The 22,533-nt window shown below is 72.5% G+C and carries 30 protein-coding genes; 18 read left to right on the top strand and 12 right to left on the bottom strand.

Annotated features, from left to right (window positions below; genetic code table 11):
* Positions 1–316: 316 nt before the first annotated feature.
* The 10 genes from ABZ953_RS37960 to ABZ953_RS37915 all read left to right on the top strand — a co-directional run bounded on the left by ABZ953_RS37960 (position 317) and on the right by ABZ953_RS37915 (position 5,893).
* The gene (locus ABZ953_RS37960; RefSeq protein WP_361733843.1) at positions 317–694 is read left to right on the top strand and encodes a gas vesicle protein; all 378 of its coding nucleotides are present in this window, start codon (positions 317–319) and stop codon (positions 692–694) included.
* Positions 695–832: 138 nt separating this feature from the next.
* Complete coding sequence (locus tag ABZ953_RS37955) at positions 833–1,264, top strand: gas vesicle structural protein GvpA (protein ID WP_361733841.1); 432 nt, start codon at positions 833–835, stop codon at positions 1,262–1,264.
* A complete protein-coding gene (locus ABZ953_RS37950; RefSeq protein ID WP_361733839.1) occupies positions 1,261–2,001 on the top strand; it encodes a GvpL/GvpF family gas vesicle protein in 741 nt (246 codons plus the stop codon). The genes ABZ953_RS37955 and ABZ953_RS37950 overlap by 4 nt, the downstream gene beginning before the upstream one ends.
* 26 nt (positions 2,002–2,027) lie before the next feature.
* Positions 2,028–2,267: a gas vesicle protein GvpG gene (locus tag ABZ953_RS37945; protein ID WP_361733837.1), complete on the top strand. Its 240-nt coding sequence runs from the start codon at positions 2,028–2,030 to the stop codon at positions 2,265–2,267.
* Positions 2,268–2,278: 11 nt separating this feature from the next.
* On the top strand, positions 2,279–2,956 hold the full coding sequence (locus tag ABZ953_RS37940) for a DNA primase (RefSeq protein ID WP_361733835.1): 678 nt from the start codon (positions 2,279–2,281) through the stop codon (positions 2,954–2,956).
* Positions 2,949–4,112 carry an SRPBCC family protein gene (locus ABZ953_RS37935; protein ID WP_361733833.1) on the top strand — a complete coding sequence of 388 codons (1,164 nt, stop codon included), beginning with the start codon at positions 2,949–2,951 and terminating at the stop codon, positions 4,110–4,112. The genes ABZ953_RS37940 and ABZ953_RS37935 overlap by 8 nt, the downstream gene beginning before the upstream one ends.
* Entirely contained in the window at positions 4,109–4,483 is a 375-nt protein-coding gene (locus ABZ953_RS37930) for a gas vesicle protein (protein ID WP_361733831.1), read from the top strand. The genes ABZ953_RS37935 and ABZ953_RS37930 overlap by 4 nt, the downstream gene beginning before the upstream one ends.
* A complete protein-coding gene (locus ABZ953_RS37925; RefSeq protein ID WP_361733829.1) occupies positions 4,467–5,363 on the top strand; it encodes a GvpL/GvpF family gas vesicle protein in 897 nt (298 codons plus the stop codon). Before ABZ953_RS37930 ends, ABZ953_RS37925 begins: the two co-directional genes overlap by 17 nt.
* On the top strand, positions 5,360–5,548 hold the full coding sequence (locus tag ABZ953_RS37920) for a gas vesicle protein (protein ID WP_361733827.1): 189 nt from the start codon (positions 5,360–5,362) through the stop codon (positions 5,546–5,548). Before ABZ953_RS37925 ends, ABZ953_RS37920 begins: the two co-directional genes overlap by 4 nt.
* Positions 5,549–5,629: 81 nt before the next feature.
* Positions 5,630–5,893: a gas vesicle protein K gene (locus ABZ953_RS37915; protein ID WP_361733860.1), complete on the top strand. Its 264-nt coding sequence runs from the start codon at positions 5,630–5,632 to the stop codon at positions 5,891–5,893.
* Positions 5,894–5,902: 9 nt separating this feature from the next.
* Here ABZ953_RS37915 and ABZ953_RS37910 read toward each other — a convergent pair whose 3' ends face one another.
* Positions 5,903–6,712: a methyltransferase domain-containing protein gene (locus tag ABZ953_RS37910; protein ID WP_361733825.1), complete on the bottom strand. Its 810-nt coding sequence runs from the start codon at positions 6,710–6,712 to the stop codon at positions 5,903–5,905.
* A gap of 114 nt (positions 6,713–6,826) precedes the next feature.
* Entirely contained in the window at positions 6,827–8,284 is a 1,458-nt protein-coding gene (locus ABZ953_RS37905; RefSeq protein WP_361733858.1) for a phosphatase PAP2 family protein, read from the bottom strand.
* A 217-nt stretch (positions 8,285–8,501) separates the two neighbouring features.
* On the opposite strand from ABZ953_RS37905, the gene ABZ953_RS37900 reads away from it, so the two are divergent.
* Entirely contained in the window at positions 8,502–10,121 is a 1,620-nt protein-coding gene (locus ABZ953_RS37900; RefSeq protein ID WP_361733823.1) for an ATP-binding cassette domain-containing protein, read from the top strand.
* A 1-nt stretch (position 10,122) separates the two neighbouring features.
* On the opposite strand, the gene ABZ953_RS37895 is transcribed toward ABZ953_RS37900, so the two are convergent.
* A complete protein-coding gene (locus tag ABZ953_RS37895; RefSeq protein ID WP_361733821.1) occupies positions 10,123–11,646 on the bottom strand; it encodes an alpha/beta hydrolase in 1,524 nt (507 codons plus the stop codon).
* A gap of 251 nt (positions 11,647–11,897) precedes the next feature.
* Between ABZ953_RS37895 and ABZ953_RS37890 the strand changes: the two genes are divergently transcribed.
* From ABZ953_RS37890 to ABZ953_RS37880, 3 genes are read left to right on the top strand one after another with little or no spacing between them, the layout of a single operon-like run.
* On the top strand, positions 11,898–12,137 hold the full coding sequence (locus ABZ953_RS37890; RefSeq protein WP_361733819.1) for a DUF6158 family protein: 240 nt from the start codon (positions 11,898–11,900) through the stop codon (positions 12,135–12,137).
* Positions 12,134–12,808 carry a TIGR03086 family metal-binding protein gene (locus tag ABZ953_RS37885; RefSeq protein ID WP_361733817.1) on the top strand — a complete coding sequence of 225 codons (675 nt, stop codon included), beginning with the start codon at positions 12,134–12,136 and terminating at the stop codon, positions 12,806–12,808. The genes ABZ953_RS37890 and ABZ953_RS37885 overlap by 4 nt, the downstream gene beginning before the upstream one ends.
* A gap of 42 nt (positions 12,809–12,850) precedes the next feature.
* Entirely contained in the window at positions 12,851–13,870 is a 1,020-nt protein-coding gene (locus ABZ953_RS37880) for a Ppx/GppA phosphatase family protein (protein ID WP_361733815.1), read from the top strand.
* Positions 13,871–13,888: 18 nt separating this feature from the next.
* Here ABZ953_RS37880 and ABZ953_RS37875 read toward each other — a convergent pair whose 3' ends face one another.
* The 8 genes from ABZ953_RS37875 to ABZ953_RS37840 form a co-directional block, all read right to left on the bottom strand.
* Positions 13,889–15,703, bottom strand: a complete 1,815-nt coding sequence (locus ABZ953_RS37875; protein ID WP_361733813.1) for a proton-conducting transporter membrane subunit — start codon at positions 15,701–15,703, stop codon at positions 13,889–13,891.
* The gene (locus tag ABZ953_RS37870) at positions 15,700–16,044 is read right to left on the bottom strand and encodes an NADH-quinone oxidoreductase subunit K (RefSeq protein ID WP_361733857.1); all 345 of its coding nucleotides are present in this window, start codon (positions 16,042–16,044) and stop codon (positions 15,700–15,702) included. The genes ABZ953_RS37875 and ABZ953_RS37870 overlap by 4 nt, the downstream gene beginning before the upstream one ends.
* Positions 16,041–16,820, bottom strand: a complete 780-nt coding sequence (locus tag ABZ953_RS37865; protein ID WP_361733811.1) for an MnhB domain-containing protein — start codon at positions 16,818–16,820, stop codon at positions 16,041–16,043. Before ABZ953_RS37865 ends, ABZ953_RS37870 begins: the two co-directional genes overlap by 4 nt.
* Positions 16,817–17,161, bottom strand: coding sequence for a DUF4040 domain-containing protein (locus ABZ953_RS37860; RefSeq protein ID WP_361733809.1), 345 nt, complete (start codon positions 17,159–17,161; stop codon positions 16,817–16,819). The genes ABZ953_RS37865 and ABZ953_RS37860 overlap by 4 nt, the downstream gene beginning before the upstream one ends.
* The gene (locus tag ABZ953_RS37855) at positions 17,158–17,460 is read right to left on the bottom strand and encodes a monovalent cation/H(+) antiporter subunit G (protein ID WP_361733807.1); all 303 of its coding nucleotides are present in this window, start codon (positions 17,458–17,460) and stop codon (positions 17,158–17,160) included. Before ABZ953_RS37855 ends, ABZ953_RS37860 begins: the two co-directional genes overlap by 4 nt.
* A gap of 3 nt (positions 17,461–17,463) precedes the next feature.
* Positions 17,464–17,718: a monovalent cation/H+ antiporter complex subunit F gene (locus tag ABZ953_RS37850; protein ID WP_361733805.1), complete on the bottom strand. Its 255-nt coding sequence runs from the start codon at positions 17,716–17,718 to the stop codon at positions 17,464–17,466.
* Positions 17,715–18,215 (bottom strand): Na+/H+ antiporter subunit E, encoded by a 501-nt coding sequence (locus ABZ953_RS37845; protein ID WP_361733803.1) that lies wholly within the window; start codon positions 18,213–18,215, stop codon positions 17,715–17,717. The genes ABZ953_RS37850 and ABZ953_RS37845 overlap by 4 nt, the downstream gene beginning before the upstream one ends.
* A 110-nt stretch (positions 18,216–18,325) precedes the next feature.
* Entirely contained in the window at positions 18,326–18,751 is a 426-nt protein-coding gene (locus ABZ953_RS37840) for a CBS domain-containing protein (RefSeq protein WP_361733801.1), read from the bottom strand.
* Between the two features lie 170 nt (positions 18,752–18,921).
* On the opposite strand from ABZ953_RS37840, the gene ABZ953_RS37835 reads away from it, so the two are divergent.
* The gene (locus ABZ953_RS37835; protein ID WP_361733799.1) at positions 18,922–19,059 is read left to right on the top strand and encodes a hypothetical protein; all 138 of its coding nucleotides are present in this window, start codon (positions 18,922–18,924) and stop codon (positions 19,057–19,059) included.
* Between the two features lie 220 nt (positions 19,060–19,279).
* Positions 19,280–20,179: an RNA polymerase sigma factor SigF gene (locus tag ABZ953_RS37830; protein ID WP_361733797.1), complete on the top strand. Its 900-nt coding sequence runs from the start codon at positions 19,280–19,282 to the stop codon at positions 20,177–20,179.
* A 36-nt stretch (positions 20,180–20,215) separates the two neighbouring features.
* On the opposite strand, the gene ABZ953_RS37825 is transcribed toward ABZ953_RS37830, so the two are convergent.
* Positions 20,216–21,343: a PAS domain-containing protein gene (locus tag ABZ953_RS37825; protein ID WP_361733795.1), complete on the bottom strand. Its 1,128-nt coding sequence runs from the start codon at positions 21,341–21,343 to the stop codon at positions 20,216–20,218.
* A 75-nt stretch (positions 21,344–21,418) separates the two neighbouring features.
* On the opposite strand from ABZ953_RS37825, the gene ABZ953_RS37820 reads away from it, so the two are divergent.
* Positions 21,419–22,126 (top strand): GAF and ANTAR domain-containing protein, encoded by a 708-nt coding sequence (locus ABZ953_RS37820; protein WP_361733793.1) that lies wholly within the window; start codon positions 21,419–21,421, stop codon positions 22,124–22,126.
* 214 nt (positions 22,127–22,340) lie between these two features.
* On the top strand, positions 22,341–22,505 hold the full coding sequence (locus ABZ953_RS37815) for a hypothetical protein (protein WP_361733791.1): 165 nt from the start codon (positions 22,341–22,343) through the stop codon (positions 22,503–22,505).
* Positions 22,506–22,533: the final 28 nt, after the last annotated feature.

Raw genomic sequence — 22,533 nt, 5'->3', positions numbered from 1 at the left:
CGTGCCTCACAGGAGCGGGACGGCTGATCGATGGCGTCGGCGGTGTCGACGGCCTCGGCGGATGCGATGGCCTGGCGGATGCGATGGCCTCGGCGGATGCGATGGCCTCGGCGGGTTCGGTGAACCTCGCTGATGTCGATCCTCGCGGCTCGGACGCCGCCGGGCACGCCCGCCGTCCCCCCACTTCCCGGTGGTGCCAGCCACCCCCTGCCACCCGGGCACGGTGGTGTGCACCCCTGGTGGGGAGGCTCCGAGCGGATACGCAGCGAGCACGTTTGGCCAAGGCTCAGCGGGTAACTCGGTGGAGGAGGTGAACATGGCCAATACGACGCGTAAGACGACAGACAGCAATACATCAGATGAAAAGGCACCGAAGCCGCCGGAGTCGCCGGAGCCGAAGGAGTCGGCGGAGTCGGCGGCGAAGAAGCCGGGCCCCATGGCAGTCCTCCGCGGCGCCCGCGAGCAGCTCGCCGAGCTGACCGGTATGACGCCCGAATCGGTGTCGTCCTTCGAGCGTTCCGAGGACGGCTGGCTGTTGGAGATCGAGGTCCTCGAACTGGCCCGTGTCCCCGACACCATGAGTCTCCTCGCGAGCTACGAGGTGCAGCTGGACCCGCAGGGCGAGCTCACGGGCTACCGACGGCTCCGCCGCTACGAGCGCGGACGCTCGGAGCCCCGCGGCACCGGCGGTTAGACCGCCGCCTCCCGCGCACCCCGGAACCGAACAGCACCCGGAGAAAGACCCGGACGAAAGATCCGGACGAAAGACCCGTACGAGAAAGCAGAGAACCAGAGGCAAGACCTAAGCAAGATCCAAGGAGGCAGAGTCGGCATGACCGTAGTCCCGGCACAACAGTCCGGCGGCGGAGGCGGCACGAGTGGCCTGTACGACGTCGTGGAGCTCATCCTCGACCGAGGACTCGTCATTGACGCCTTCGTACGCGTTTCGCTCGTCGGCATCGAGATCCTGAAGATCGATGTCCGTGTCGTCGTCGCGAGCGTCGACACCTATCTCAGGTTCGCCGAGGCCTGCAACCGCCTCGACCTGGAAACCGGACAGAAGAAGGACCCCGGGCTGCCCGGCCTCGTGGGTGAGATCACGGAGTCGGGCGCCAAGGGCAAGTCCAAGGGCGCGCTCTCCGGAGCGGCCGAGACCATATCGGACGCCTTCAAGCAGTCCCGTGACGAAGGCCAGCGCGAGAGCGAGGAGCGGCCGCGGGCCCGCCGCTCCACCACGTCCCGCCGGAAGGAGGAGAAGGAGTGACTACGTACGTCTACGGCATCGCGAGCAGCTCCCACCCGGCGCTGCCGGACGGCATGGAGGGCATCGGCCGGCCGGCCTGCCCCGTGCGCGTCCTGAAGAACGGTGAGCTCGCCGCCATCGTGAGCGACGCCCCCGAGGACCTGAAGCCGAAGCGGCGCGATCTGCTCGCACACCAGAACGTCCTGTCGGAGGCAGGGGCCGCGGGCTCCGTGCTCCCGATGCGGTTCGGCAGCCTCGCCCCGGACGACGAGACCGTCGTCTCCGTACTCGGGGAGCGCGCCGGCCACTACGAGGAGCGGCTGCACGCCCTCGACGGCAGGGTCGAGTACAACGTGAAGGCCACGCACAACGAAGAGGCCGTGCTGCACCAGGTCCTCGCGGACAACCCGGAACTGCGCGCCATGGTCGAGGCCAACCAGCGTCAGGGCGGCGGCAGCCACGAACAGAAGCTGCAGCTCGGCGAGATGATCACGACCAACGTGCGGGCCCGCGAGACGAGCGACGCCCACGAGGTGCGGCGCGCCCTCGAACCGGCCGCCGAGGCGGTCGGCGACGGCCCCGAGGGCACCGGCTGGCTGGCGAACGTCTCGTTCCTGGTGGACCGCAAGTCCTCCGAGACCTTCCTCGCCGCGGTCGAGGAACTCAAGTCCGCCCAGCCGCACTTGGAGGTGCGGGTGCACGGACCGCTGCCCCCGTACAGCTTCGTCGACCCGGGGCCGGCTGAACCCTCGCAGTGACGCAACTGACGCAGGGGACGTGACGCATGGGACTCATCGGTGAACTGCTGATGCTTCCTCTGGCCCCGGCCCGTGGCTCCCTCTGGGTGCTCCGGCAGGTGGTCGACGAGGCGGAGCGGCAGTACTACGACCCCTCGGCGATCCGTCGTGAACTCTCCCGCCTCGAGGAACTCCTGGAGGCGGGAGAGATCGACGAGGCCGAGTTCGAACGGCACGAGGACGAGCTCCTCGACCGACTGCAGCACAGCACAGGACAGGACTTCTGAGTATGAACCGAATGGCAGTAGGCCTCGCCGTGGGCGCGGGATACGTCCTCGGACGCACGAAGAAGGCGAAGTTCGCGTTCGCCGTCGGCACGATGGTGGCCGGCAAGAAGCTCAATCTGAGCCCCAAGGCGCTGGGTCAGCTGGTGACCCAGCAGCTGGAGAACAACCCGCAGTTCAAGGAGATCGGCGACCAGCTGCGCCAGGATCTGCGGGGCGTGGGCAAGGCCGCCACGGGATCGCTTCTCAACCGGCAGCTCGAAGGCCTTGCCGACCGTCTGCACGACCGCACCCTCGGCGTCCAGGACCGCATCTCCGGTGTGGTGCCCGACGACGTCAAGGGAGCCGTCGAGAGCGACGACGACAAGGACGAGGACGAGGACGAGCGCGGGGACGAGGAGGAGACCTCGGACACCGAGGGCCGATCCGCGGAGTCCGAGGGCCGATCGGGGGAGTCCGAGCGGTCCGAGCGGTCCGAGCGGTCCGAGCCGCGCAGGAAGGCGCCCGCGAAGCGGTCCGCCTCCACACCGGACGCGAAGTCCGCCCCGAAGGCGGCAGCGAAGAAGACCGCGGCCAAGAAGGCCCCGGCGAAGAAGACCACGCGGAACACCGCCCGCAACACGGGCAAGACCGCCCAGAAGAAGTCCACCGCGGCGGCCCGCAGGGCGAAGGGAGGCAGCGACCATGGCTGAATCACCCCTCAGCAACATCGCGCGCGGCCCGGCCGTCGACCGCCTGAAGGAAGAGGCGCAGGCCTACCTCATGGCGCAGGCCGAGCGCATGCTCGTAGGCGTCGGCCATCGGCTCGGCGACGCCACCGGCAAGCTGAACGACATAGCGGAGGGCAACAGCCCCGGTTTCGGCAAGCTGGCGGCGCAGGCCGGCAAGAAGGTCGCCGAGGGCAAGGGCCCGGTGCGCAGCGCGCTGGAACTCGGCGGCGGCCACCTGAAGGACAAGGTCACCGACGCCGTCAAGGGCCTCGGCGGCAAGCGGAAGAAGGGCGGCGCGGGCCAGAAGCCCACCGTCATCCTGGAGTACATCGACGTCGGCGTCCCGCTCCGTGATGCCTACGACCAGTGGACGCAGTACCAGGAGTTCTCCACCTTCGCCAAGGGCGTCAAGGGCGCCACCGTGGCGAACGACACGGAGTCCGACTGGAAGCTGAAGGTCTTCTGGTCCAACCGGAGTTGGAAGGCGCACACCACCGAGCAGGTGCCGGACCAGCGGATCAGCTGGACGTCGGAGGGCGCCAAGGGCACGACCAAGGGCGTCGTCACCTTCCACCCGCTCGGCGAGAACCTCACCCGGGTACTGCTGGTCATCGAGTACTACCCGAAGGGTCTCTTCGAGAAGACCGGCAACATCTGGCGCGCGCAGGGCCGCAGGGCCCGGCTCGACCTCAAGCACTTCGCCCGGCACATCACGCTGCGCGGCGAGGCGAGCGACGGCTGGCGCGGCGAGATCCGCGACGGCGAGGTCGTCCGCAGCCACGACGACGCGGTGGCCGAGGAGGAGGACGAGCAGGCGCGGCAGGACGAGCCGGAGTCCGCGTACGAGGAGGAGGACGAGGGCGCCGAGGAGGAGACCGGCCGGGAGGACGAGCCGGTCGAGGAGTACGAGGACGAGGACGAGCCCGAGGAAGAACTCGAGGACGAGCCCGAGGCCGAGTACGACGAAGAAGACGAAGAAGAGGACGACGACGAGGAAGTCGAGGAGGCGGACGAGCCGGCCGAGGAGTACGAGGAAGAAGACGCCGAGGCCGACGCCGACACTGACGCCGCCGACTCCGACGACGAGAAGCAGCGCGAGTACGCCGAGTCCTCCGGCGGCGGACGGGACCGTCGATGACGGCCTCTCCTGGCGGTGGACTGCCCGGCCCCTACGGCAGCAACGGCGGAGGGGCCAACCTCGCCGACATCCTCGAACGCGTCCTGGACAAGGGCATCGTCATCGCGGGTGACATCAAGATCAACCTGCTCGACATCGAACTGCTCACCATCAAGCTCCGCCTCATCGTCGCCTCCATCGACAAGGCCAAGGAGATGGGCATCGACTGGTGGGAGGACGACCCGGCGCTCTCCACGGGGGCGCGCCGCGCCGAGCTCTCCCGGGAGAACGCCGAACTGCGGCAGCGTCTGGCAGAACTGGAGGACAGGGAATCCGAGAGCAGGGGTTCCCTGGCGCCGGCCGAGAAGGAGAAGAATGAACGCCGTCAATGATGATCCGAACGGCGAAGGCTCGCACGGCGAGGGGCCGCACGGCGAAGGCCCGCACGGCGAGGGGCCGCACCACGATGGCCCGCCCCACGAAGACCTGCGCTACGTCTACGCGGTCTGCCGCCCGCTCGCCGCACCGCTCGCCGCCGACCTCACGGGGGTCGGCGGCGTCCCGCCCCGGCAGCTCACGCACGCGGGCCTGGTCGCCCTGGTCGGCCCGGTGCCGGAGCGGGACTTCGCCGAGGCACCGCTGCGCGCGCACCTCGAAGACCTCGACTGGCTCTCCGAGACGGCCCGCGCGCATCAGCGGGTGATCGACGCCCTCACCTCCGTCACCTGCCCGCTGCCGCTGCGCCTCGCGACCGTCTTCCGGGACGACAGCGGTGTGCGCGCCATGATGGAGGACGGCGCCGAGCGGTTCCACCGCGTCCTGGAGCGGATCGACGGTCGCGTCGAGTGGGGCGTGAAGGTCCACATGGAGAGCGAGGAGTCCGCCGCCCCGCAGGCCTCCGAGGCCAAACCCCTGCCGAGCGGTCCTGGCAGCGGGCGTGACTATCTGCGCAGGCGGCGCAGCCAGCGCACGGCCCAGGAGGAGAGCTGGCAGCGGGCCGAGGCCTTCGCGCGGCAGCTGCACGAGACGCTCGCACAGCGGGCCGACGACTCCCGGCTGCACGCGCCGCAGAACACGGAGCTGTCCCGCGCGCCGGGCCGCAACGTCCTCAACGCGGCCTACCTCGTGTCCCGCGCGGACTCCGAGGAGTTCGTCGAGCTGGTGGACCGCACCAAGGACGAGGACCAGGGGACGAGCCGCCTGCGGGTCGAACTGACCGGGCCGTGGGCCGCGTACTCCTTCACCGGCGATGACAAGGACCGTGCCGAATGACCGTCGTCGAGCGCCGGGAAATAGCCCTCGTCGACCTGCTCGACCGGCTGCTCGCGGGCGGCGTCGTCATCGCGGGCGACATCACCCTGCGGATCGCGGACGTCGACCTCGTACGCATCGACCTGAACGCGTTGATCAGCTCGGTGAACGAACGCGTGCCCGCGCCGTGGCCGGAGACGGAGTGAACGATGGAACCAGCACAACCAGAACAGTCGGAACAGTCAGCACAACCTGAACAGCCGAAGCGGCCAGAACGCCGCAAGCGGATGGACCTCGACCCCGATACCGTCGAGCGGGACCTGGTGAAACTGGTCCTGACCGTCGTCGAACTCCTCCGTCAGCTGATGGAGCGCCAAGCGGTACGGCGCTTCGACACCGGTGAGCTGACCGAGGACCAGGAGGAGCGGGTCGGCCTCACCCTGATGCTCCTGGAGGACCGGATGGCCGAACTCCGCGACCGGTACGGGCTGCGGCCCGAGGACCTGAACCTGGACCTCGGGCCGCTGGGCCCGCTGCTGCCCCGGGAGTGAAGCCCCGCCTCACTTCCGGCAGAGGATCTCCCCGTGCAGCACCGCGAACCAGGCGTCCTCGCGGGTGCCCCACTCCCGCCAGGCCGCCGCGACCTCGCGCAGCCGCTCGGGGTCCGCGTGCCCACCTGCCACCGCACGCTCGGCGTACGTCGAAGCCAGCGTGCGGTCCGCCCACAGCCCGCTCCACCAGGCCCGCTCCTCCTCGGAGCTGTAGCACCAGGTGCCCGCGGTCGTGGTGATGTCCGTGAAACCCGCCGCCAGCGCCCACGCCTTGAGACGGCGTCCCGCGTCGGGCTCGCCGCCGTTGGCGCGGGCCACCCGCCGGTACAGGTCCAGCCAGTCGTCCAGGGCGGGCGCCGCCGGGTACCAGGTCATCGCCGCGTAGTCCGCGTCGCGGACCGCGACGACGCCGCCCGGTCGGCAGACCCGCCGCATCTCGCTCAGCGCCCGCACCGGGTCGCCCACGTGCTGTAGCACCTGATGGGCGTGGACGACACAGAAGGTGTCGTCGGGGTAGTCGAGGTCGTGCACGTCGGCGACGGCGAACTCGACGTTCTCCAGGCCGCGTTCGGCGGCGGTGGCGCGCGCCGTGTCCAGGATGCCGGGCGCCCGGTCCACGCCCGTGACCCGGCCGTCCGGGACCAGTTCGGCCAGGTCGGCCGTAATGGTGCCGGGGCCGCAGCCGATGTCGAGGACCCGCATGTGCGGCTTCAGCGAACCGAGCAGGTACGCGGCCGAGTTGGCGGCGGTGCGCCAGGTGTGTGAACGCAGCACGGACTCGTGGTGTCCGTGCGTATAGACGGCGGTCTCCTTCGGCATGGCGGAACCCCTTTGTGTACGTGTACCGGGAGTACGTGTACGGGGAATGTACGCCGCCATGCCGAATGATGAGACCCGCGTATCACTATGTGGTCAGCAGGTGGTCGGCGTACGTCAGCGTATGGGGGACAGCGGGCGGTAGACCGTCAGCGCCTCGGGCAGCTTGTCGACCGTCAACGTGCCCTGGATCCGCGTCACTTCACCGTCATACGCCACGGCCGTGTCCGTGCCGAGCCCGTCCACCCGCAGCCGCGGCAGCCGCACCGCCGCCTGCGCGGGGGAGCGCACCTCGGACCCCGTGAGCGCGGCCGCGAGCAGCCGGGTGCCCGGCCTGCGGCCGCCGTGCACGACGCGCACGTCGAGCAGCCCGTCCGCCAGGTCGAGCCGTCGGCCCGGGGTGAAGCCGGGCCGGTGGTAGGTGCAGTTGCCCGCGAAGAGCAGCCACAGGGCCCGCTCCTTGCCCCGGAACTTGCCGACCATCGGCCGCTCGTCGGAGCGCAGCACCTTCCAGGCCGCGAGCACCGACGCGGGCTTGCCGCCGATGCGCTTCGCCCAGTGCTCGCGCAGCCGCACCAGCTCCGGGTACACGCCGAGGCTGAAGGTGTTGAGGAAGTACTTCTCCACCTGCTCGCCGGCCCCGGCCCCGTCGCACGCGGTGAACCGGCCGACGTCGACGGCGACCGCGTCGCCCGCCTCCACCGCGCCGGACAGGTCGCGGGCGTCCTCGACCCCGAGGTCGTACGCGAAGTGGTTGAGGGTGCCGCCGGGCAGCACCGCGAGCGGCAGCCCGTGCTGCAGGGCGACGGTGGCCGCCGCGTTGACGGTGCCGTCACCGCCGCACACGCCGAGCACCCGTGCGCGGGCCGCCGCCTTCTCCAGCTCGGCCACCAGATCGGCGGGTTCGGCGACCACGACCTCCGCCTCGGGCAGGGCGTCGTGCAGCGCCTTCACGCGCTGCGATGTGCCCGCACCCGCGTTGGCCACGAGGACAAGACCCGCGCCGCCCGGCAGCGCGGGCGCCGTCACCCGCGGGCGGCCGGGCGGGGCGAGCTGCGCCCGCGTCGGCACCAGGCCGCGGACCGCGAACGCCGCGCCCGCGCCCAGTGCCCCGCCCACCAGGACGTCGCTCGGGAAGTGCGCCCCGGTGTAGACCCGGGAGACCGCGACCGCCGCCGCGAGCGGCGCGACCGCCGCGCCCCACGCCCGCGACTCCAGCGCCACACCCGTGGCGAAGGCGGCGGCGGACGCCGCGTGGCCCGACGGGAAGGAAGTGGTGATCGGCTGCCGCTTGAGCTGCCGGATCAACGGCACCGTGTCGAGCAGCGGCCGGGCCCGGCGCACCGAGCGCTTGCCCAGCGTGTTGATGGTCGCGGAGGCCAGCGCGAGGGAGGCCACGCCGCGCACGGCGGCGCGCCGGGCTCTGGGGGTACGTGTCGCGGTGATGCCCGCGGCCGCCGCGAACCACAGCACGCCGTGGTTGGCGCCCTGGCTGAGCCGGGGCAGCACGCGGTCGGCGCCGGGCCAGTGGCGCTTGGCGACCGCGTCGAAGAGGCGGCTGTCGAGAGAGACCATGCGGGCCTTGAAAGGGCGGTGCCCGGCCGCGGGCCGGGACAGGTCGAGACCGGAGACGTCCGGGATGTCAGCGCTCATGGCGCCCGCGTACCCCGCGCGCCGTCATTCAGGCGCCGGGCTGCAGAAACCGCAGGTGGGAGCCGTGCGCCCGGCCATTCCCCGTCCTCTGGAAGGAAACGGTTTGCCCGGGTGACCTCCGGCCACGGACAATCCGCACATGGGACATCTGGAAGCCGCACACCTCGAGTACTACTTGCCGGACGGGCGGGCGCTGCTCGGTGATGTGTCCTTCCGCGTCGGCGAGGGCTCCGTCGTCGCCCTCGTCGGGGCCAACGGCGCGGGCAAGACCACGCTGCTCCGGCTGATCTCGGGCGAGCTCCAGCCGCACGGCGGCACCGTCTCCGTGAGCGGCGGCCTCGGCGTGATGCCGCAGTTCGTCGGCTCCGTGCGCGACGAGACCACCGTGCGGGACCTGCTCGTCTCGGTCTCCCACCGGCGGATCCGCGAGGCCGCGAAGGCCGTGGACACCGCCGAGCACCTGATCATGACGGTCGACGACGAGGCCGCCCAGATGAAGTACGCGCAGGCGCTCTCCGACTGGGCGGAGGTCCAGGGGTACGAGGCCGAGACGCTGTGGGACATCTGCACCACGGCCGCACTCGGCGTCCCGTACGACAAGGCCCAGTTCCGCGAGGTCCGCACGCTCTCCGGCGGCGAGCAGAAACGCCTCGTCCTCGAAGCTTTGCTTCGCGGCACCGACGAGGTGCTGCTCCTCGACGAGCCGGACAACTACCTCGACGTCCCCGGCAAGCGCTGGCTGGAGGGGCAGCTCAAGGAGACCCGTAAGACCGTCCTGTTCGTCTCCCACGACCGGGAGCTGCTCGCCCGCGCCGCCGAGAAGATCGTCAGCGTCGAGCAGAGCCCCGAGGGCGCCGACGCCTGGGTGCACGGCGGCGGGTTCGGGACGTTCCACGAGGCCCGCAAGGAGCGCTTCGCGCGCTTCGAGGAGCTGCGCCGCCGCTGGGACGAGAAGCACGAGCAGCTGAAGAAGCTGGTGCGCACGCTGCGCCAGGCGGCTGACATCAGCCACGAGTTGGCGTCCCGCTACCACGCGGCGCAGACCCGGCTCCGCAAGTTCGAGGAGGCGGGCCCGCCGCCCGAGCCGCCGCGCGAGCAGGACATCACCATGCGCCTGCACGGCGGACGTACCGGCGTACGGGCCGTGACCTGCCAGAACCTCGAACTCACCGGCCTGATGGACCCCTTCGACCTGGAGGTCTTCTACGGCGAGCGGGTCGCCGTCCTCGGTTCCAACGGCTCGGGCAAGTCGCACTTCCTGCGCCTGCTCGCGGGCGAGGACGTGACGCACACCGGCGCCTGGAAGCTCGGCGCGCGCGTCGTGCCGGGACACTTCGCGCAGACCCACGCGCACCCCGAGCTGATGGGCCGTCCGCTCCTGGACATCCTGTGGCGCGAGCACGCGCAGGACCGCGGCGCCGCCATGTCCCGGCTGCGCAGGTACGAACTGACGCAGCAGGCGGAGCAGAAGTTCGAGCGGCTCTCCGGCGGGCAGCAGGCCCGCTTCCAGATCCTGCTGCTCGAACTGGAGGGCTGCACGGCCCTGCTCCTCGACGAGCCCACGGACAACCTCGACCTGGAGTCCGCCGAGGCCCTGCAGGAAGGCCTGGAGGCCTTCCAGGGCACGGTCCTCGCCGTCACGCACGACCGCTGGTTCGCCCGCTCCTTCGACCGCTATCTGGTCTTCGGCAGCGACGGACGGGTCCGGGAGACGCCGGAGCCGGTGTGGGACGAGCGACGGGTCGACCGCGTGCGGTAGCTCAGCGGAACGCCGCGGGTGCCGGGTTCGTCGGCTTGCGGCCCGGCACCGCCCGGCACGTCACGTCCTCGGCGGGCAGCACGCCCGTGACCAGGTACGCCGTGGCGGTGTCCTGCGCGCAGCGGTTGGCGGGCCCCTGGGCCATGCCGTACGCGACGCCGTGCCCCTCGCCCTCGTCGACGGTCACGAGGCGGGAGCCCTTGAGCGCGCGGTGCATGTTCCGCGCGGCCGACAGCGGGGTCTGCGAGTCCCACTCGTTCTGCAGGATCAGCGTGGCGACCCTGTTGTCCACGACGGTGGCGGGCTCCGCCGGGCGGTCCCAGAACGCGCACGGCGCGATGTTGGAGACGAAGTCGCCGAACAGCGGGTAGCGGGCGGCGTCCCGGACCGAGTCGCGGTAGTACGTCTGCGGATCGCGCGGCCACGCGTTGTCGCCGCACACGACGGACCAGAGCGCCGACACGCCGTTGTCCCCGTCCTCCGGAGCCGTCGGGAACTCCGGGACCGGCTTGCCCGCGGCGGCGTCCCGGAGCACGGCGACGAGCTCGGCGGCGCTGCGGACGGTGAAGAACTCGCGGCGCAGGATGAGGCGGATGTCGGTGCCGGTGACCTTGTCGCCGCCCACGACGATCGGGTCACGGTCGGCCCGCTTCACCAAGCCCCAGAAGGTGGCGCGCACTTCGGCCGGGGTCTTCCCCAGCCGGTAGGCGGCCGCGTGCTCGGCGGTCCACTGCGACCACCGCTGGAACGCGGGCTCGACCTCGGGCGCCCAGATCTGGAACATCTTGCGCCACATGCGCGCCGGGTCGACGGCGCTGTCCAGGACGAACCGGTCGGCGCGCCCGGGGAACAGCTGGGTGTAGACGGACCCGAGGGCGGTCCCGTACGAGACGCCGAAGTACGAGATCTTCTTCTCGCCGAGGACGGCCCGCAGGACGTCCATGTCCCGCGCGGTGTTACGGGTGGTGATGTGCGCCAGCGTGCCGCCCGCCTTCGCGCGGCACTTGTCCGCCACGCTCTTGGCCATGCGGACGCTTTCGCCGAACGGCCGGTAATGGCGCGGCCACTGTCGCTCCGAGTCGGCGAGCCCGCAGTTCACCGGCGTGCTGCGGCCGATCCCGCGGGGGTCAAAGCCGATGAGGTCGTACCGGTCCGTCACCGCCTTCGGCATGTCCTTGGACAGGGCGAGCGGCAGGTCGAGCCCCGGGCCGCCGGGGCCGCCGGGATTGGAGAGCAGCACGCCGCGGCGCTTGCCCGCGTCGCCCGCCCTGATCCGGGATATCGCGACGTCGATGGCGGCGGAGCCGGGGGAGCGGTAGTCGAGCGGCACCTTGATGGTGGCGCACCGGAAGCGCGCGGGCGTATCGGCGCCGCACCGCCGCCAGTCCGGCTTCTGGTGCGTGAACGGGGCGAGCGGGTCGTTCGCGGTGGCGGTGGTGGCGGTGGTGGCGGTGGCGGTGGTGTCCTGCCGGGGCGCGGCCGAGGCGGCTTGCGCGGCGAGGCCGGGGGCCAGCGTGGCGGTCATGGCGAGGGCGAGGAACGGTAAGAGGCGGCGTCTCGTTGCGGAGTGGGTCACGGAGTGGGTCACGTGGGCGGTCCTTCCGGTCGGAATTGCTCTGCCGACTGGGTGGACGCGGAAACAGCGTCCCCTGCCTCCCCTCGCGGAACCGCTGTTTCAGGACACTTGCCGGTGCCCTGTCTGCGCCGGTTGCGCCGTGCGGTGCGCGCACGGACCCCGCGCGGTGCATCCTGGGTAGAGAGCGATCGGAGCGACCCATGACCGGAGTCGATCCGGGTCGGCTGGACGACCAGCAGCTCATCAAGGAGCTGGAGACGATCCACCGCACCCGCCACGGCACCTTGCTGCACGGATCGAACGACGCCCTGCGCGCCCACAACGACCGCATGGCGCAGCTGGAGGGCGAGTACCTGCGGCGCCATCCGCGCAGGGCGGTGTCGGGCGGTCGGACCCGCGCCGGTGCGCGGGAGAGGGAGAAGGGAACCACGGGTTCATGAGCGACGAACCGGACACCACAGGCGGGGCGAACACCACAGGCGGGGCGGACAAGGCGGGCGGGGCGGACAAGCCGGATAGGGCGGACGGGGCGGGCGGCTCGCGGCCACCCGTCCTCGACCGGCACGGCGAGGCGCTCGGCCTCTTCGCCGCCCGGGTGCACGCCGTCCGCGCCGACCAGTGGGACGCCCCCACGCCCTGCGCCGACTGGACCGTGCGCGATCTGGTCGACCACCTCACGACCGAACAGCTCTGGGTGCCCGCGCTGGTCCGCGACGGCGCCACCGTCGAGTCGGTCGGCGACGCCTTCGACGGCGATGTGCTCGGCCCCGACCCGGTGGAGTCCTGGGACACCGCGGCAACCGCCGCCCGCGCCGCCTTCGAGGAGCCCGGTGCCCTGGAACGCACCGTCAACCTCTCCTTCGGCCCCACCGACGCCACCTTCTACTGCGGCCAGATGACCACCGACCTCGTGGTGCACGCCTGGGACCTGTCCCGCGCGATCGGCGCCGACGAGACGCTCCCCGACGCCCTCGTCGCCTTCGCCCTGGGTGAAGTCTCCCCGTACGCCGCCGAGTTGGAGAAGAGTGGCCTCTTCGCCCCCGCGGTGGAGCCGCCCGCCGACGCCGACGAGCAGACGAAACTGCTCAACCTTCTGGGGCGCAGGGTGTGACACCCGTCGCTTGCTCCCGCGCACATGGGGAAACTGATGTGCATGAGAGTTGGCGTGGTGGATGTGGGATCGAACACGGTGCGCCTGGTCGTCGCGGACGCCGACGGCCAGGTACCGCTGCCGGTCCATACGGCGAAGCGGCGGTTGCGGCTGGCCGAGCACGTGGACAGCGAGGGCAGGATCGCCGAGGAGCCGGTCAGGGCGCTGGTCGCCGCGGTGCGCGAGGTACAGGAAGAGGCCCGGCGGTGGGGCGTGGTGGAACCGTTCGCCTTCGCGACGTCCATCGTGCGTGACGCCCCGAACCGGGCCGAGGTCCTCGAGGCGGTGGAGTCGGGTGCGGGGGTCCGGCTGCGCACCCTGTCCGGTGAGGCCGAGGCGGAGCTGACGTTCCTCGCCGCCCGGCGGTGGATGGGCTGGCGCGCGGGGCCACTGGTGCTCTTCGACATCGGCGGTGGATCCCTGGAGGTGGCCTTCGGCCGCAGCCGCCTGCCGGACTACGCGGCGTCGCTGCCGCTGGGCGCGCGGCGGCTGACCCGGGACCTCTTCGACGGCCAGGACCCGCCCCGCGAGGAGCACCTGAAGGCCGTACGCCGCCAAGTGCGCCATCAGCTGCGGGACGTGGCCGCCCGGATCCGCTGGGAGATGCCGCATACGGCCGTCGCCACGTCGCGCACGTTCCAGCAGCTCGCCCGGTTGTGCGGCGCGGCACCCGGCCGCTACGGCCCGTTCGTCGAGCGGCAGTTGGACCGCCGCGCGCTGAGCGAGGCGCTGAAGGAACTGGCCCGGCTGCCCGCGGAGCGGCGGGCACAGCTGCCGGGGATCTCGGCGGCGCGGGCCGAGCAGTGCGTGGCCGGGGCGGTGGTCGCCCACACGGCCATGAAGCTGACCGGGACCGAGACGGTGACCGTCTGCCCCTGGGCGCTGCGCGAGGGGATCCTGCTGCGCTACATCGAGGACGGCGACGCCGACTGGTGGGCCCGGGAGCACGTGGAGACCGGCGACGGCGCCCGGGGCGGCGGCCCGGCGGCCCTGCGCTTCGCCGCGGCGACCTGCCCGAACTGAGCCGACGCCCCGACCCGCTCACCGAAGAGCCAGGACGAGGGCCAGCATCAGGGCGGCCAGACCGGCCGACAGCCAGCTGACGTAGTCGCCGATGCGCCCCGAGTGCAGGCGCAGCAAGGGCCGGACGAGGCGGTGCGGGCCCAGGCTCGGGCGGCGGACGGAGAGGAGGCCGAGGGCGGCGGCGAGGGCGGTGGACAGCGCCCCGTACAGCAGGCCCTCGCCCGTCCAGGCCGTGTGCGGCACGGCGGGTGGCAGCGGGGACGGGACGCCGCGCACGGCCGCCAGGTATCCGGCGCGGTCGGCGAAGAGCCTGGCCCCGTCCGCCAGGGCGTGCCGCACGGCGGGGACGGTGCCCACCGCGAGCGCGGCGGCGAGCAGCAGCCGGGGCACGGCGAGCATCGGGCGCGGCACCCGCCGCCCCGCCGCCTCCGTGACCTCCCGCTCCTCGCGGCCCCCGGACATCTCCTCGGCGGGCCCCGGCGCCACGCGCACGCCGGTACCGAAGAAGACCCGGAGACCGGCCCGCAGCACCGCACCGCCCGTGACCGCGGACACCACCACGTACACACCGGGCAGCCACGCGTGCTCCAAGGACGCCGCGTGCTCGGTGAGGGACTTGCCGAGGGCCGTTCCGAACGGCGGGAGTCCGGCCAGGGCGAGCCCGCCGACCAGGAACACCCCGCCGGTCACGGGCAGTTCGCGGGCCCGCCCGTGCAGCTCCCGCTCGTCCACCGAGCCGTAGCGGTCGAGGACGATCCCGGTGAGGCCGAACAGCGCGGCGTTGACCCCGGCGTGCCCGGAGACGTACACCGCCGTGCCCGCGAGTCCGTCGGCGGTGAGCGGCGCGATGCCGATCAGGAGCAGGCCCGCGTGCGCCACCGTCGTGAAGGCGAGCAGCCGCTTGAGGTTGCGCTGCTGCCAGCACATCACCGCGCCGAGCAGCGCCGTCACCGTTCCGGCGGCGGTGAGCAGCGCCCCGTGCACGGACGGCGGGAGCCCGCCGGGGCCGCCGAAGGCCACCGAGCAGACCCGCGCGATGCCGTACACGCCGAGTGGCACCATCACACCGGCGAGCAGCATGTTCACCGGAGTCGGCGCGACCGTGTGGGCGTCCGCGTGCCAGAAGTGGAAGGGCGCGGACGCCGACTTCACCAGGAGGCCGGTCAGGACCAGGGCCACGGCACAGCCGAGGAGGGCGTCCGGCCGCAGCTCCGCGAGCCGGGCACCGATCTGCGCGAAGCCGAGCTCGCCGGTGCGCGCGTACAGCAGCCCGATGCCGAGCAGCATGCAGAACCCCGCGAGCGCGTTGACGACCCCGAAGGTCAGCGCGCCCTGCAGTGGCCGCGCGTCCTCGATGTGGAAACCGGTGAGGGCGACCGCCGCGACACCCATCAGCTCGAAGAAGACGAAGGAGTTGAACAGGTCGCCGGTGAGCGAGAAGCCGCACATGCCCGCCTCGAAGAGCAGCACGAGCGCGGGGAAGACCCCCGGGTGCCCGCGCGGCGGCTCCTCGAAGTACCGCCAGGAGTAGGCGATCACCGAGAGCACGAGGAGCGCCGCGAGCAGCGCGATGCCCACCGCGAACCGGTCGCCGACCAGCACGATGCCCACGCTCCGCCCGTCCCGCGGCCGCCAGCCGCCCGCCCACTCGACGGTGCGTGAAGCACTCGTACGTCCCCACAGCACCGCCAGGTCGACGATCACCGCGAGCGCGCACGCGGCGGCCAGCGCGTCCGTGGCGAGCCGCGGCAGCCGGCGCCCCGCCGCCACGAGCACGGCGGCGCCGAACAGCGGGATGGCCACCGACAGGGGCAGGGCGGCGCCCGCGCTCATCCGCGCAGCTCGCCGAGGCGGTCCGGGTCGACGGTGCCGTGCCGCTTGCGGATCTGCAGGACGAGCGCGAGCAGCAGCGCCGTGACGGTCGCCCCGACGACGACATCGGTCAGGGCCATCGCCTGCACCACCGGATCCACCACCGGGGTGCGCACGGAGACGTCGGCGAATACGGGGGCGCCCGCGCCGTCCCGGTATCCCACGCCGAGCAGCAGCACGTACGTGGAGGACTGGGTGACCGACAGACAGCCGACGGTGTGGATCAGGTCCCGGCTGGTCACCATCCCGTACAGCCCGACCAGGAAGATCCATCCGGCCACCAGAAACGGCAGCGTGCTCAACACGTTCCCCCCGACTCCTTCTCGTTGACCTGTCCGGCCTGTCCGGCCTGCTGTGACTGCATCTCGTGTGCCTGGTCCAGGAAGTGCGCGAGGAGCACGACGATCCCGGAGCCCACCTCCACCCCGACGGCGGCGTTCACGACCGGCACAAGGCCGCCCGACGACAGCGCGCGGAAGGTGCCGAGCGGCAGCACGTTCTCCAGGTAGGAGGCGCCCGCGACGAGCCCCGCGCACCCGAGCGCCGCGAACGCCCCGGCGGCGATCGCGTCGGCGGCGTGCAGCGCGGCGAGCGGGCGCACCCGCTTCAGGACCCGGTAGTCGGCGGCGAGGTAGGCCAGGTGCAGACCCGTCGCGAGGACGATGCCGCCCTGGAAGCCGCCGCCGGGCGTCAACTGTCCGTGCGCCACGACATAACCGCCGGTCAGCAGGGTCACGGGCAGCGCAAGGGCGCCGAACAGGCCGATGGGGGGCCGCACCTCGACGTGCTCGGGGTCGTGGACGCGTTCGTCGCGGGCCCGCCGCAGCAGCACCACCGCGCCGAGCACCGAGGCGAAGAGCAGGGCCTCCTCGCCGAGCGTGTCCAGGCCGCGCTGGTCGAAGGTGACGGAGGCGACGGCGTTCGCGGTGCGCTGTTCGAGGGAGGCGGCCACCGCGCGGGCGCCGTACGGGTGTTCGTCGGTGCCGAAGGGCGGCAGCCGGAAGCAGGCCAGGGCGAAGCAGACGGCGAACACCGCCGCGGAGACGAGGAAGAGCACCGTCCTGACGCGCCTGCTCATGCCCCTCCCTCGCGTCCCTCGCGTCCCTCGCGTCCCTCGCGTCCTTCGTGTCCTTCGCGCCGCGAGTCACCGTCGTCGTGGCCGCGCGTGTCCCGGCCCGCGGATCTGCGCAGCGACCGTGCCGTCAGCAGGATCAGGAGCGGCGTCACGGCCGCGCCGACCGCCAGTTGGGAGAGTGCGACATCGGGCGCGTGCAGGAGCAGGAACAGCAGGGCGAGCAGCAGCCCGAGCACGGCCAGGACCACTGCCTGGCGCACCGGGTCGCGGGTGAGCACGGACACGGTCGCGGCGACCGCCACAAGCAGCAGGGCCGCGACGAGCGGCAGATCCGACGGGCTCACCGACGGCTCTCCTTCCGCGGCCCGCTGGCCCTGCGGGCCTGGGCGCGGGCCACCGCCGTCGTCGTGGCAGGACCGCCGACCGCCGAGAACAGGGCGATGAAGAGCAGCTTGAGCGCCGCGCGACCCGGCCCGGTCTCCACCGCCGCAGCAAGGGCCACCAGCGGCACGCCGACCGAGGTGGCGGGGGCCAGGGCGTGCAGCCGCCCGTACGGACGGTCGAGGACGAGGAGCGCGAGGGCACACATCAGCAGGACGCCGACTCCGGCCGTCAGCAGCGCCAACGCGCAGGCGTGCCGCATGGGTCAGTCCTCCGGGGGCAGGCAGCGGGCGAACACAAGCACCCCGACGGGGCCGAGCACGACGGCGACCAGGGCGACATCGGCGTACGAGGAGCGGTCGAAGCCCTGGGCCAGGGCCAGGAACACGGCGGGCGCGCACGCGGAGGCGAGAGCGAGCCCCACCAGACGCTCGGCGGCGGGCCCACGGCAGGCGGCCCACAGCGCGGGCCCCAGACCGCCGACGAGCAGCACGAGGGCCGCGCCGAGCCAGCCGTTCACGCCGCCCCGCCCCGGGTGCGGGGCCGCGCCCCGCCGTTCTCTTCCCGCGCCGGAGCCTGTGCCAGGGCTTGCTCCAGGCGGGACGGGTTCCCGTCGAGGGCACGCACCCGCAACTCGGCGCCGTCCACATCGAGGACGTACGCCCCCGGCGTCGACGACAGCACCGTGGCCGCCCACGCGGGGCCGACGTCCGGACGCAGCCGCACCGTGCGGAAGACACCGCGCGCGGGCCGCCCCCGCACGGCCCGCACCATCGCGGCACCCAGCCCGGCCAGCTCCGCGACACAGGCGAGGGGCCAGACCCGCAGCGCGGCGAGGCACGGCCCCAGACCGCCCAGTCCCACCCCGGAGGCCCGCCGCACGGCCCGTGCGGCCACCGCGCCCAGCACGGAGATGCCCGCGCCGACGACGAGTTCGAGCGGCGTGACAGGCCCCACGAAGATCACATAGAGGAGAAGCAACAGGGCCACCCAGAGCAACACTTCGCGGGTCGTCACACGAAACGCTTCGCGGGACTTCACCCGAAGGCACCTCCGTTCCGGACCGTGCCGCAGCCGTCCAGCCTTTTGTACGGGCCTTTCGCACGGAGCCGGGGCAGCGACACGGGCTACGGCCTGCCGTCCGGCGCGGCGCGGCTGATGTCCGCCAGCGCCGACGACGGATCCTGCGACAGCGCGAGGTCGCCGAGGCTCACCATCCCGACGGGGTGGCCGTCCTCGACGACGGGCAGGCGGCGCACCGCGTGGTCGCGCATCAGCCCGACCGCCTCCGAGACCGGATCGTCGGGGCCCACCACCACGGGGTTGGGTGTGCAGACGGCCTGCGCGCTGACCGTCAGCGGGTCGGCGCCGTCGGCCACGGCGCGCAGCGCGATGTCCCGGTCGGTGAGCACGCCGAGGACCTGACCGTCCGTAGCGACGAGCACATCGCCGATGTCCTGAGCGCGCATCAGCTGCGCCGCTTCGACGAGAGAGGCGTCGGGGCGTACCGCCACGACGCCCGGCGTCATGACGTCCCTTACGAAGTCAGCCATGGCTGGGCCCCTTCCTGCATACGTTCGGCGTGCGTTTGTCGTGTCGTGTGAGACTCCCCGCAGTACCCCTGTGGCATCGCGTCATGCCTCGCCGCGCCGTGGAGGTTTGCCCCGCGGGGCCAGGGAGACCCGGCCCGGACACCCCCCACCGATTCGGGAGGGCAGGGGTCATGGCGGTACTCGCTGTATTCATCCCGCTGGTGATGCTGGGCGTGGTCCTGGCACTCGGCCGGTACGAGGAGTTGTTGTTGCCGCCCGCACAGAACCCGGACGAGGCGGACGTCGTCGCACGACGTCGCGCCGCGTGACGCGGCAGCGAGACGGCGCCGGGCCGAACCGGCGGGAGACCCCGGGGTGTTTGCTGCCGAAAGCCCGGGGCAGGCGGAAGAACAGTGCTTCGGACCGGAGGCACGTCCGTGGGAGTGACGTCGTCGCTCTTGCCGGGTGTGCCCCGTCGTGGTCCGACGCGCATGCGCTCCCACGGTGACCGTCCACCCAAGGCACCCATATAGGGAGTTGCGACGCACCATGCGATCCCACACCAGCACCCCCGCAGTACCCGCGAGCACGAACGACGCCGCAGCACCTGTGCTGCCGGTCGACACCGCGGTACCCGCGCGGACCCTCGGCACCGCCGCACCCCACCGGACGAAGCGTCACCCGCACGACGACGCCCCGGACACCACCGAAGCCTTCGAGCGTCTCGTCGAGCTGCCCCCCGGCGCCGAACGTGACGCCCTGCGCAAGGAGATCGTCCAGGCCTGGCTACCGATGGCCGAACGCCTGGCCGGTCGCTTCCGCAACCGCGGTGAGGCCCTTGACGACCTGCGCCAGGTCGCGGCGCTCGGCCTCGTCAAGGCCGTCGACCGCTACGACCCGGAGCGCGGCACCGCCTTCGAGAGCTACGCGGTGCCGACCGTCACCGGCGAGATCAAGCGGCACTTCCGCGACCACATGTGGACCCTCCACGTGCCGCGCCGCGTCCAGGACCTGCGCAACCGCGTGCGGTTCGCCCGCCAGGACCTCGCCCAGTCGGTCTCCGGCCGCGCGCCCACCCTCACCGAGATCGCCGTGCACGCGCAGATGAGCGAGGAGGACGCGAAGGCCGGTCTGGAGGCGCTCGACAGCTTCACGGCGCTCTCCCTCGACGCCGAACTGCCGGGCAGCGAGGACGGCTACTCGCTGAGCGACGCCCTGGGCGGCCCCGACCCCGCGCTCGACACCGTCGTCGACCGCGAGGCCGTCAAGCCGCGCATCGCACAGCTGCCGGAGCGCGAACGCACCATCCTCTACATGCGGTTCTTCGGAGACATGACACAGAGCCGCATCGCCGACGAGATGGGCATCTCACAGATGCACGTCTCCCGGCTCATCAGCCGCTGCTGCGACCGACTGCGCGACCAGGTCATGCGGGACGCCGCCGCCTGACGACCCGGCACACCGCGGCGCCGCCGACCCGGTACCTCAACGGGCGGCGGCGCCGCGTCGCATGGCGAGCGCGATGTGCCGGGACATCACGTCGACCACCCGCGCCTCGGCCATCGAGAAGGCGAGCCGGGGGCCGCTACGGAACAGCGTGAGCACGCCGTCCACCGGCCCGTGCGTACGGGCCGTCAGGGGTACGCACAACAGGGAGGTGACCTCGGCGCGGACCAGCACGTGCGCCCCGGACGCGTCCCTGCCGAAGGCGTCCGGGTCCTCCGGGCGCACCTGCAGCGAAGCCGCCCCGCCGCGCGCCGCCTCCACGACGAGGGGGCACGCGGCGGGGTCCTGGCCGAGGACGTCGTCGACCGGCGCGTCCGGCGGTCCGAGGACCGTCGTGCGCCGCAGCCGCGCGGCCCCCTCGTCGGCGATCACCCAGTCGGCGAACCGCTCGTGCAGGACGGCCGCCGCCTGTTCGAGGACGGCCGTACGGTCACCGGCGGCCACGCCGAGCAGCGCCGTCGTCATGGCGTCCGCCAGGTCGGCCCTGGCCGCGTGCCGGGTCGCCTCGCCGAGGTCGGGGGCGGGGCCCGGCGTGCTCGGCTGCTCCTGCGGGCGCCCGGCGGGCTGCAATACGACGAGGACCGCCATGCGGGGCTCGGTGCCGGGGCGCAGCGCCGTGAGAGTCGCGCGGACCGGCGTGCCGGGGCTCCGCTGGAGGTGGATGTTCAGGCTCCGGTCGCCCTCGCCGCGGGCGACCGCCGCGGTCTGCGAGCGGAACGCGACCCGGTCCGCGTGCAGCAGGAAACCGGTCAGCGGCCGGCCCGTCGCGTACCCCGCGCGCACGCCGGTGAAGTTCGTCGCGGCGAAGTTCATGCGGCGGACCACGGTCTCCCTGTCTATCAGCGCGACCGGCAGCGGCATCCGCTGGAACAGCGCCCGCAGCAGCCGCTGTTCGTCCCGGTCCGAGGTGGCGCTGTCCCACTGGCCGTTGTGGGCGAGGCGTTCGTACGTGGGCCACAACTGGTCGGCGACATGGTCGAGTTCGAAGATCGCCGCGTCGAGCACGGTGCTGAGGTCACTCGCGGGCACCGAGCGAGCCGACTTCAACTCGGCGATGCGGCGCACAAAATCCGCGAGCTCTTCACCGAACTCTTCCATTTGAGACATGTGTCGAACCTATCCGCTGGGACAGTTTTCCGAAGGCCTTGCCGGGAAGCCGTAGGGGGAGAGGAGGAACATCCCATGGCCCCCTTTCCGGATCCGGACCTGCTGCGACCGGAATCATCATTGCCCGGTCGTCGGCTGTCCGAACTCGCAGAACAAGCTGTACGGTGCACGCCTGCCTGCTGCGGCGCGAGCACCACGGTCTCCGACGGCGGCGACGAACACCCCGCCGCGGTCACCCACCCCGACCTCGCCGGGCTCGTCTCGGTGCAACTGCGCTCGGGCGACGGGCCCATCCCCACCGCCGAGGAGCAGGGCGCGCCCGTCGACTCCGCCGACCTGCTGCGGGACGAGCGGTGGCCCGAGTACCGTGCGCTGGCCCTCGACTCCGGTGTCCGTTCCTGCGTCACGCTGCCGTTCCTGCGCGGCGGACTCACCGTCACCCTGACCCTGTTCAGCTTCCGGCCCGGCGCGTTCGACGACCCCGGGCACGGGCCCGCACAGGCGCTCGGCGACCTCGCCACGACGAGCTTCGTGCGCGACCGGCAGTACCGCGCCGCGCTGACCGAGCTCGACCAGCTGGGCGCGGCCATGCGGACCCGGCCGGTCGTGGACCAGGCCTCCGGGATCGTCATGCACGTCCTCGGGTGCGACGCCGAGGTCGCGTTCGGGGTGCTGCGGCAGATCTCCCAGGCGACCAACCGGAAGCTCGCGGACGTCGCGGCCGCCCTGGTCGAGACGAAGGGCCGCGGCCTGGAGCGCGAACTGGTCTCGCTGGCCCGCTGAGGGCGCCGAACAGCGGCCCGGACCGGTCGACAGCGACCGGTCCGGGCCCTTCGCGCGTGCGGAAAGCTCACCCGGGCGGAGGCCAGAGCGGGCGGGACGGGCGGGGTTCGCGTTGTGATGGGGGGCGTACGGCGACGTCCCGGCCTGCCCCGGGTACGTACCGGCCCGACGGGGCATGACCAGGACAGAGTCACGCGAGTGCACGGAGGTAGGGATGAGGCGGACGGACACGGAGGGCCACGGCCCCGTCCGGTACGGGCCGCCCCCGCCGGAGCCGGGCCTCCCGGTCCTGCCCGAGGTGGCGGCGGCCGCCGCCGCGGCCGCGGGCCGCCGCCCGCGGGCTCGGCCGGGGAGCGAGAACGTAAGAGCACACGTCTGAACACCATTCACCATAAGAACAAACTCGT

This window comes from Streptomyces sp. NPDC046465 (assembly GCF_040646035.1).
Classification (GTDB): Bacteria; Actinomycetota; Actinomycetes; order Streptomycetales; family Streptomycetaceae; genus Streptomyces.
The sequence above is the reverse complement of the archived record's forward strand: the minus strand, read 5'-3'. Positions and strand labels throughout refer to the sequence as shown.

Bases quoted from the DNA above. Each gene is read 5' to 3' on its own strand.
- ABZ953_RS37865 (WP_361733811.1), bottom strand. From the start codon at position 16,820: ATGAGCAGGCGCGTCAGGACGGTGCTCTTCCTCGTCTCCGCGGCGGTG.
- ABZ953_RS37925 (WP_361733829.1), top strand. From the start codon at position 4,467: ATGAACGCCGTCAATGATGATCCGAACGGCGAAGGCTCGCACGGCGAG.
- ABZ953_RS37890 (WP_361733819.1), top strand. From the start codon at position 11,898: ATGACCGGAGTCGATCCGGGTCGGCTGGACGACCAGCAGCTCATCAAG.
- ABZ953_RS37840 (WP_361733801.1), bottom strand. From the start codon at position 18,751: ATGGCTGACTTCGTAAGGGACGTCATGACGCCGGGCGTCGTGGCGGTA.
- ABZ953_RS37930 (WP_361733831.1), top strand. From the start codon at position 4,109: ATGACGGCCTCTCCTGGCGGTGGACTGCCCGGCCCCTACGGCAGCAAC.
- ABZ953_RS37895 (WP_361733821.1), bottom strand. From the start codon at position 11,646: ATGACCGCCACGCTGGCCCCCGGCCTCGCCGCGCAAGCCGCCTCGGCC.
- ABZ953_RS37905 (WP_361733858.1), bottom strand. From the start codon at position 8,284: ATGGTCTCTCTCGACAGCCGCCTCTTCGACGCGGTCGCCAAGCGCCAC.
- ABZ953_RS37955 (WP_361733841.1), top strand. From the start codon at position 833: ATGACCGTAGTCCCGGCACAACAGTCCGGCGGCGGAGGCGGCACGAGT.
- ABZ953_RS37920 (WP_361733827.1), top strand. From the start codon at position 5,360: ATGACCGTCGTCGAGCGCCGGGAAATAGCCCTCGTCGACCTGCTCGAC.
- ABZ953_RS37910 (WP_361733825.1), bottom strand. From the start codon at position 6,712: ATGCCGAAGGAGACCGCCGTCTATACGCACGGACACCACGAGTCCGTG.
- ABZ953_RS37945 (WP_361733837.1), top strand. From the start codon at position 2,028: ATGGGACTCATCGGTGAACTGCTGATGCTTCCTCTGGCCCCGGCCCGT.
- ABZ953_RS37885 (WP_361733817.1), top strand. From the start codon at position 12,134: ATGAGCGACGAACCGGACACCACAGGCGGGGCGAACACCACAGGCGGG.
- ABZ953_RS37960 (WP_361733843.1), top strand. From the start codon at position 317: ATGGCCAATACGACGCGTAAGACGACAGACAGCAATACATCAGATGAA.
- ABZ953_RS37940 (WP_361733835.1), top strand. From the start codon at position 2,279: ATGGCAGTAGGCCTCGCCGTGGGCGCGGGATACGTCCTCGGACGCACG.
- ABZ953_RS37830 (WP_361733797.1), top strand. From the start codon at position 19,280: ATGCGATCCCACACCAGCACCCCCGCAGTACCCGCGAGCACGAACGAC.
- ABZ953_RS37820 (WP_361733793.1), top strand. From the start codon at position 21,419: ATGGCCCCCTTTCCGGATCCGGACCTGCTGCGACCGGAATCATCATTG.
- ABZ953_RS37815 (WP_361733791.1), top strand. From the start codon at position 22,341: ATGAGGCGGACGGACACGGAGGGCCACGGCCCCGTCCGGTACGGGCCG.
- ABZ953_RS37875 (WP_361733813.1), bottom strand. From the start codon at position 15,703: ATGAGCGCGGGCGCCGCCCTGCCCCTGTCGGTGGCCATCCCGCTGTTC.
- ABZ953_RS37915 (WP_361733860.1), top strand. From the start codon at position 5,630: ATGGACCTCGACCCCGATACCGTCGAGCGGGACCTGGTGAAACTGGTC.
- ABZ953_RS37900 (WP_361733823.1), top strand. From the start codon at position 8,502: ATGGGACATCTGGAAGCCGCACACCTCGAGTACTACTTGCCGGACGGG.
- ABZ953_RS37855 (WP_361733807.1), bottom strand. From the start codon at position 17,460: ATGCGGCACGCCTGCGCGTTGGCGCTGCTGACGGCCGGAGTCGGCGTC.
- ABZ953_RS37880 (WP_361733815.1), top strand. From the start codon at position 12,851: ATGAGAGTTGGCGTGGTGGATGTGGGATCGAACACGGTGCGCCTGGTC.
- ABZ953_RS37835 (WP_361733799.1), top strand. From the start codon at position 18,922: ATGGCGGTACTCGCTGTATTCATCCCGCTGGTGATGCTGGGCGTGGTC.
- ABZ953_RS37825 (WP_361733795.1), bottom strand. From the start codon at position 21,343: ATGTCTCAAATGGAAGAGTTCGGTGAAGAGCTCGCGGATTTTGTGCGC.
- ABZ953_RS37935 (WP_361733833.1), top strand. From the start codon at position 2,949: ATGGCTGAATCACCCCTCAGCAACATCGCGCGCGGCCCGGCCGTCGAC.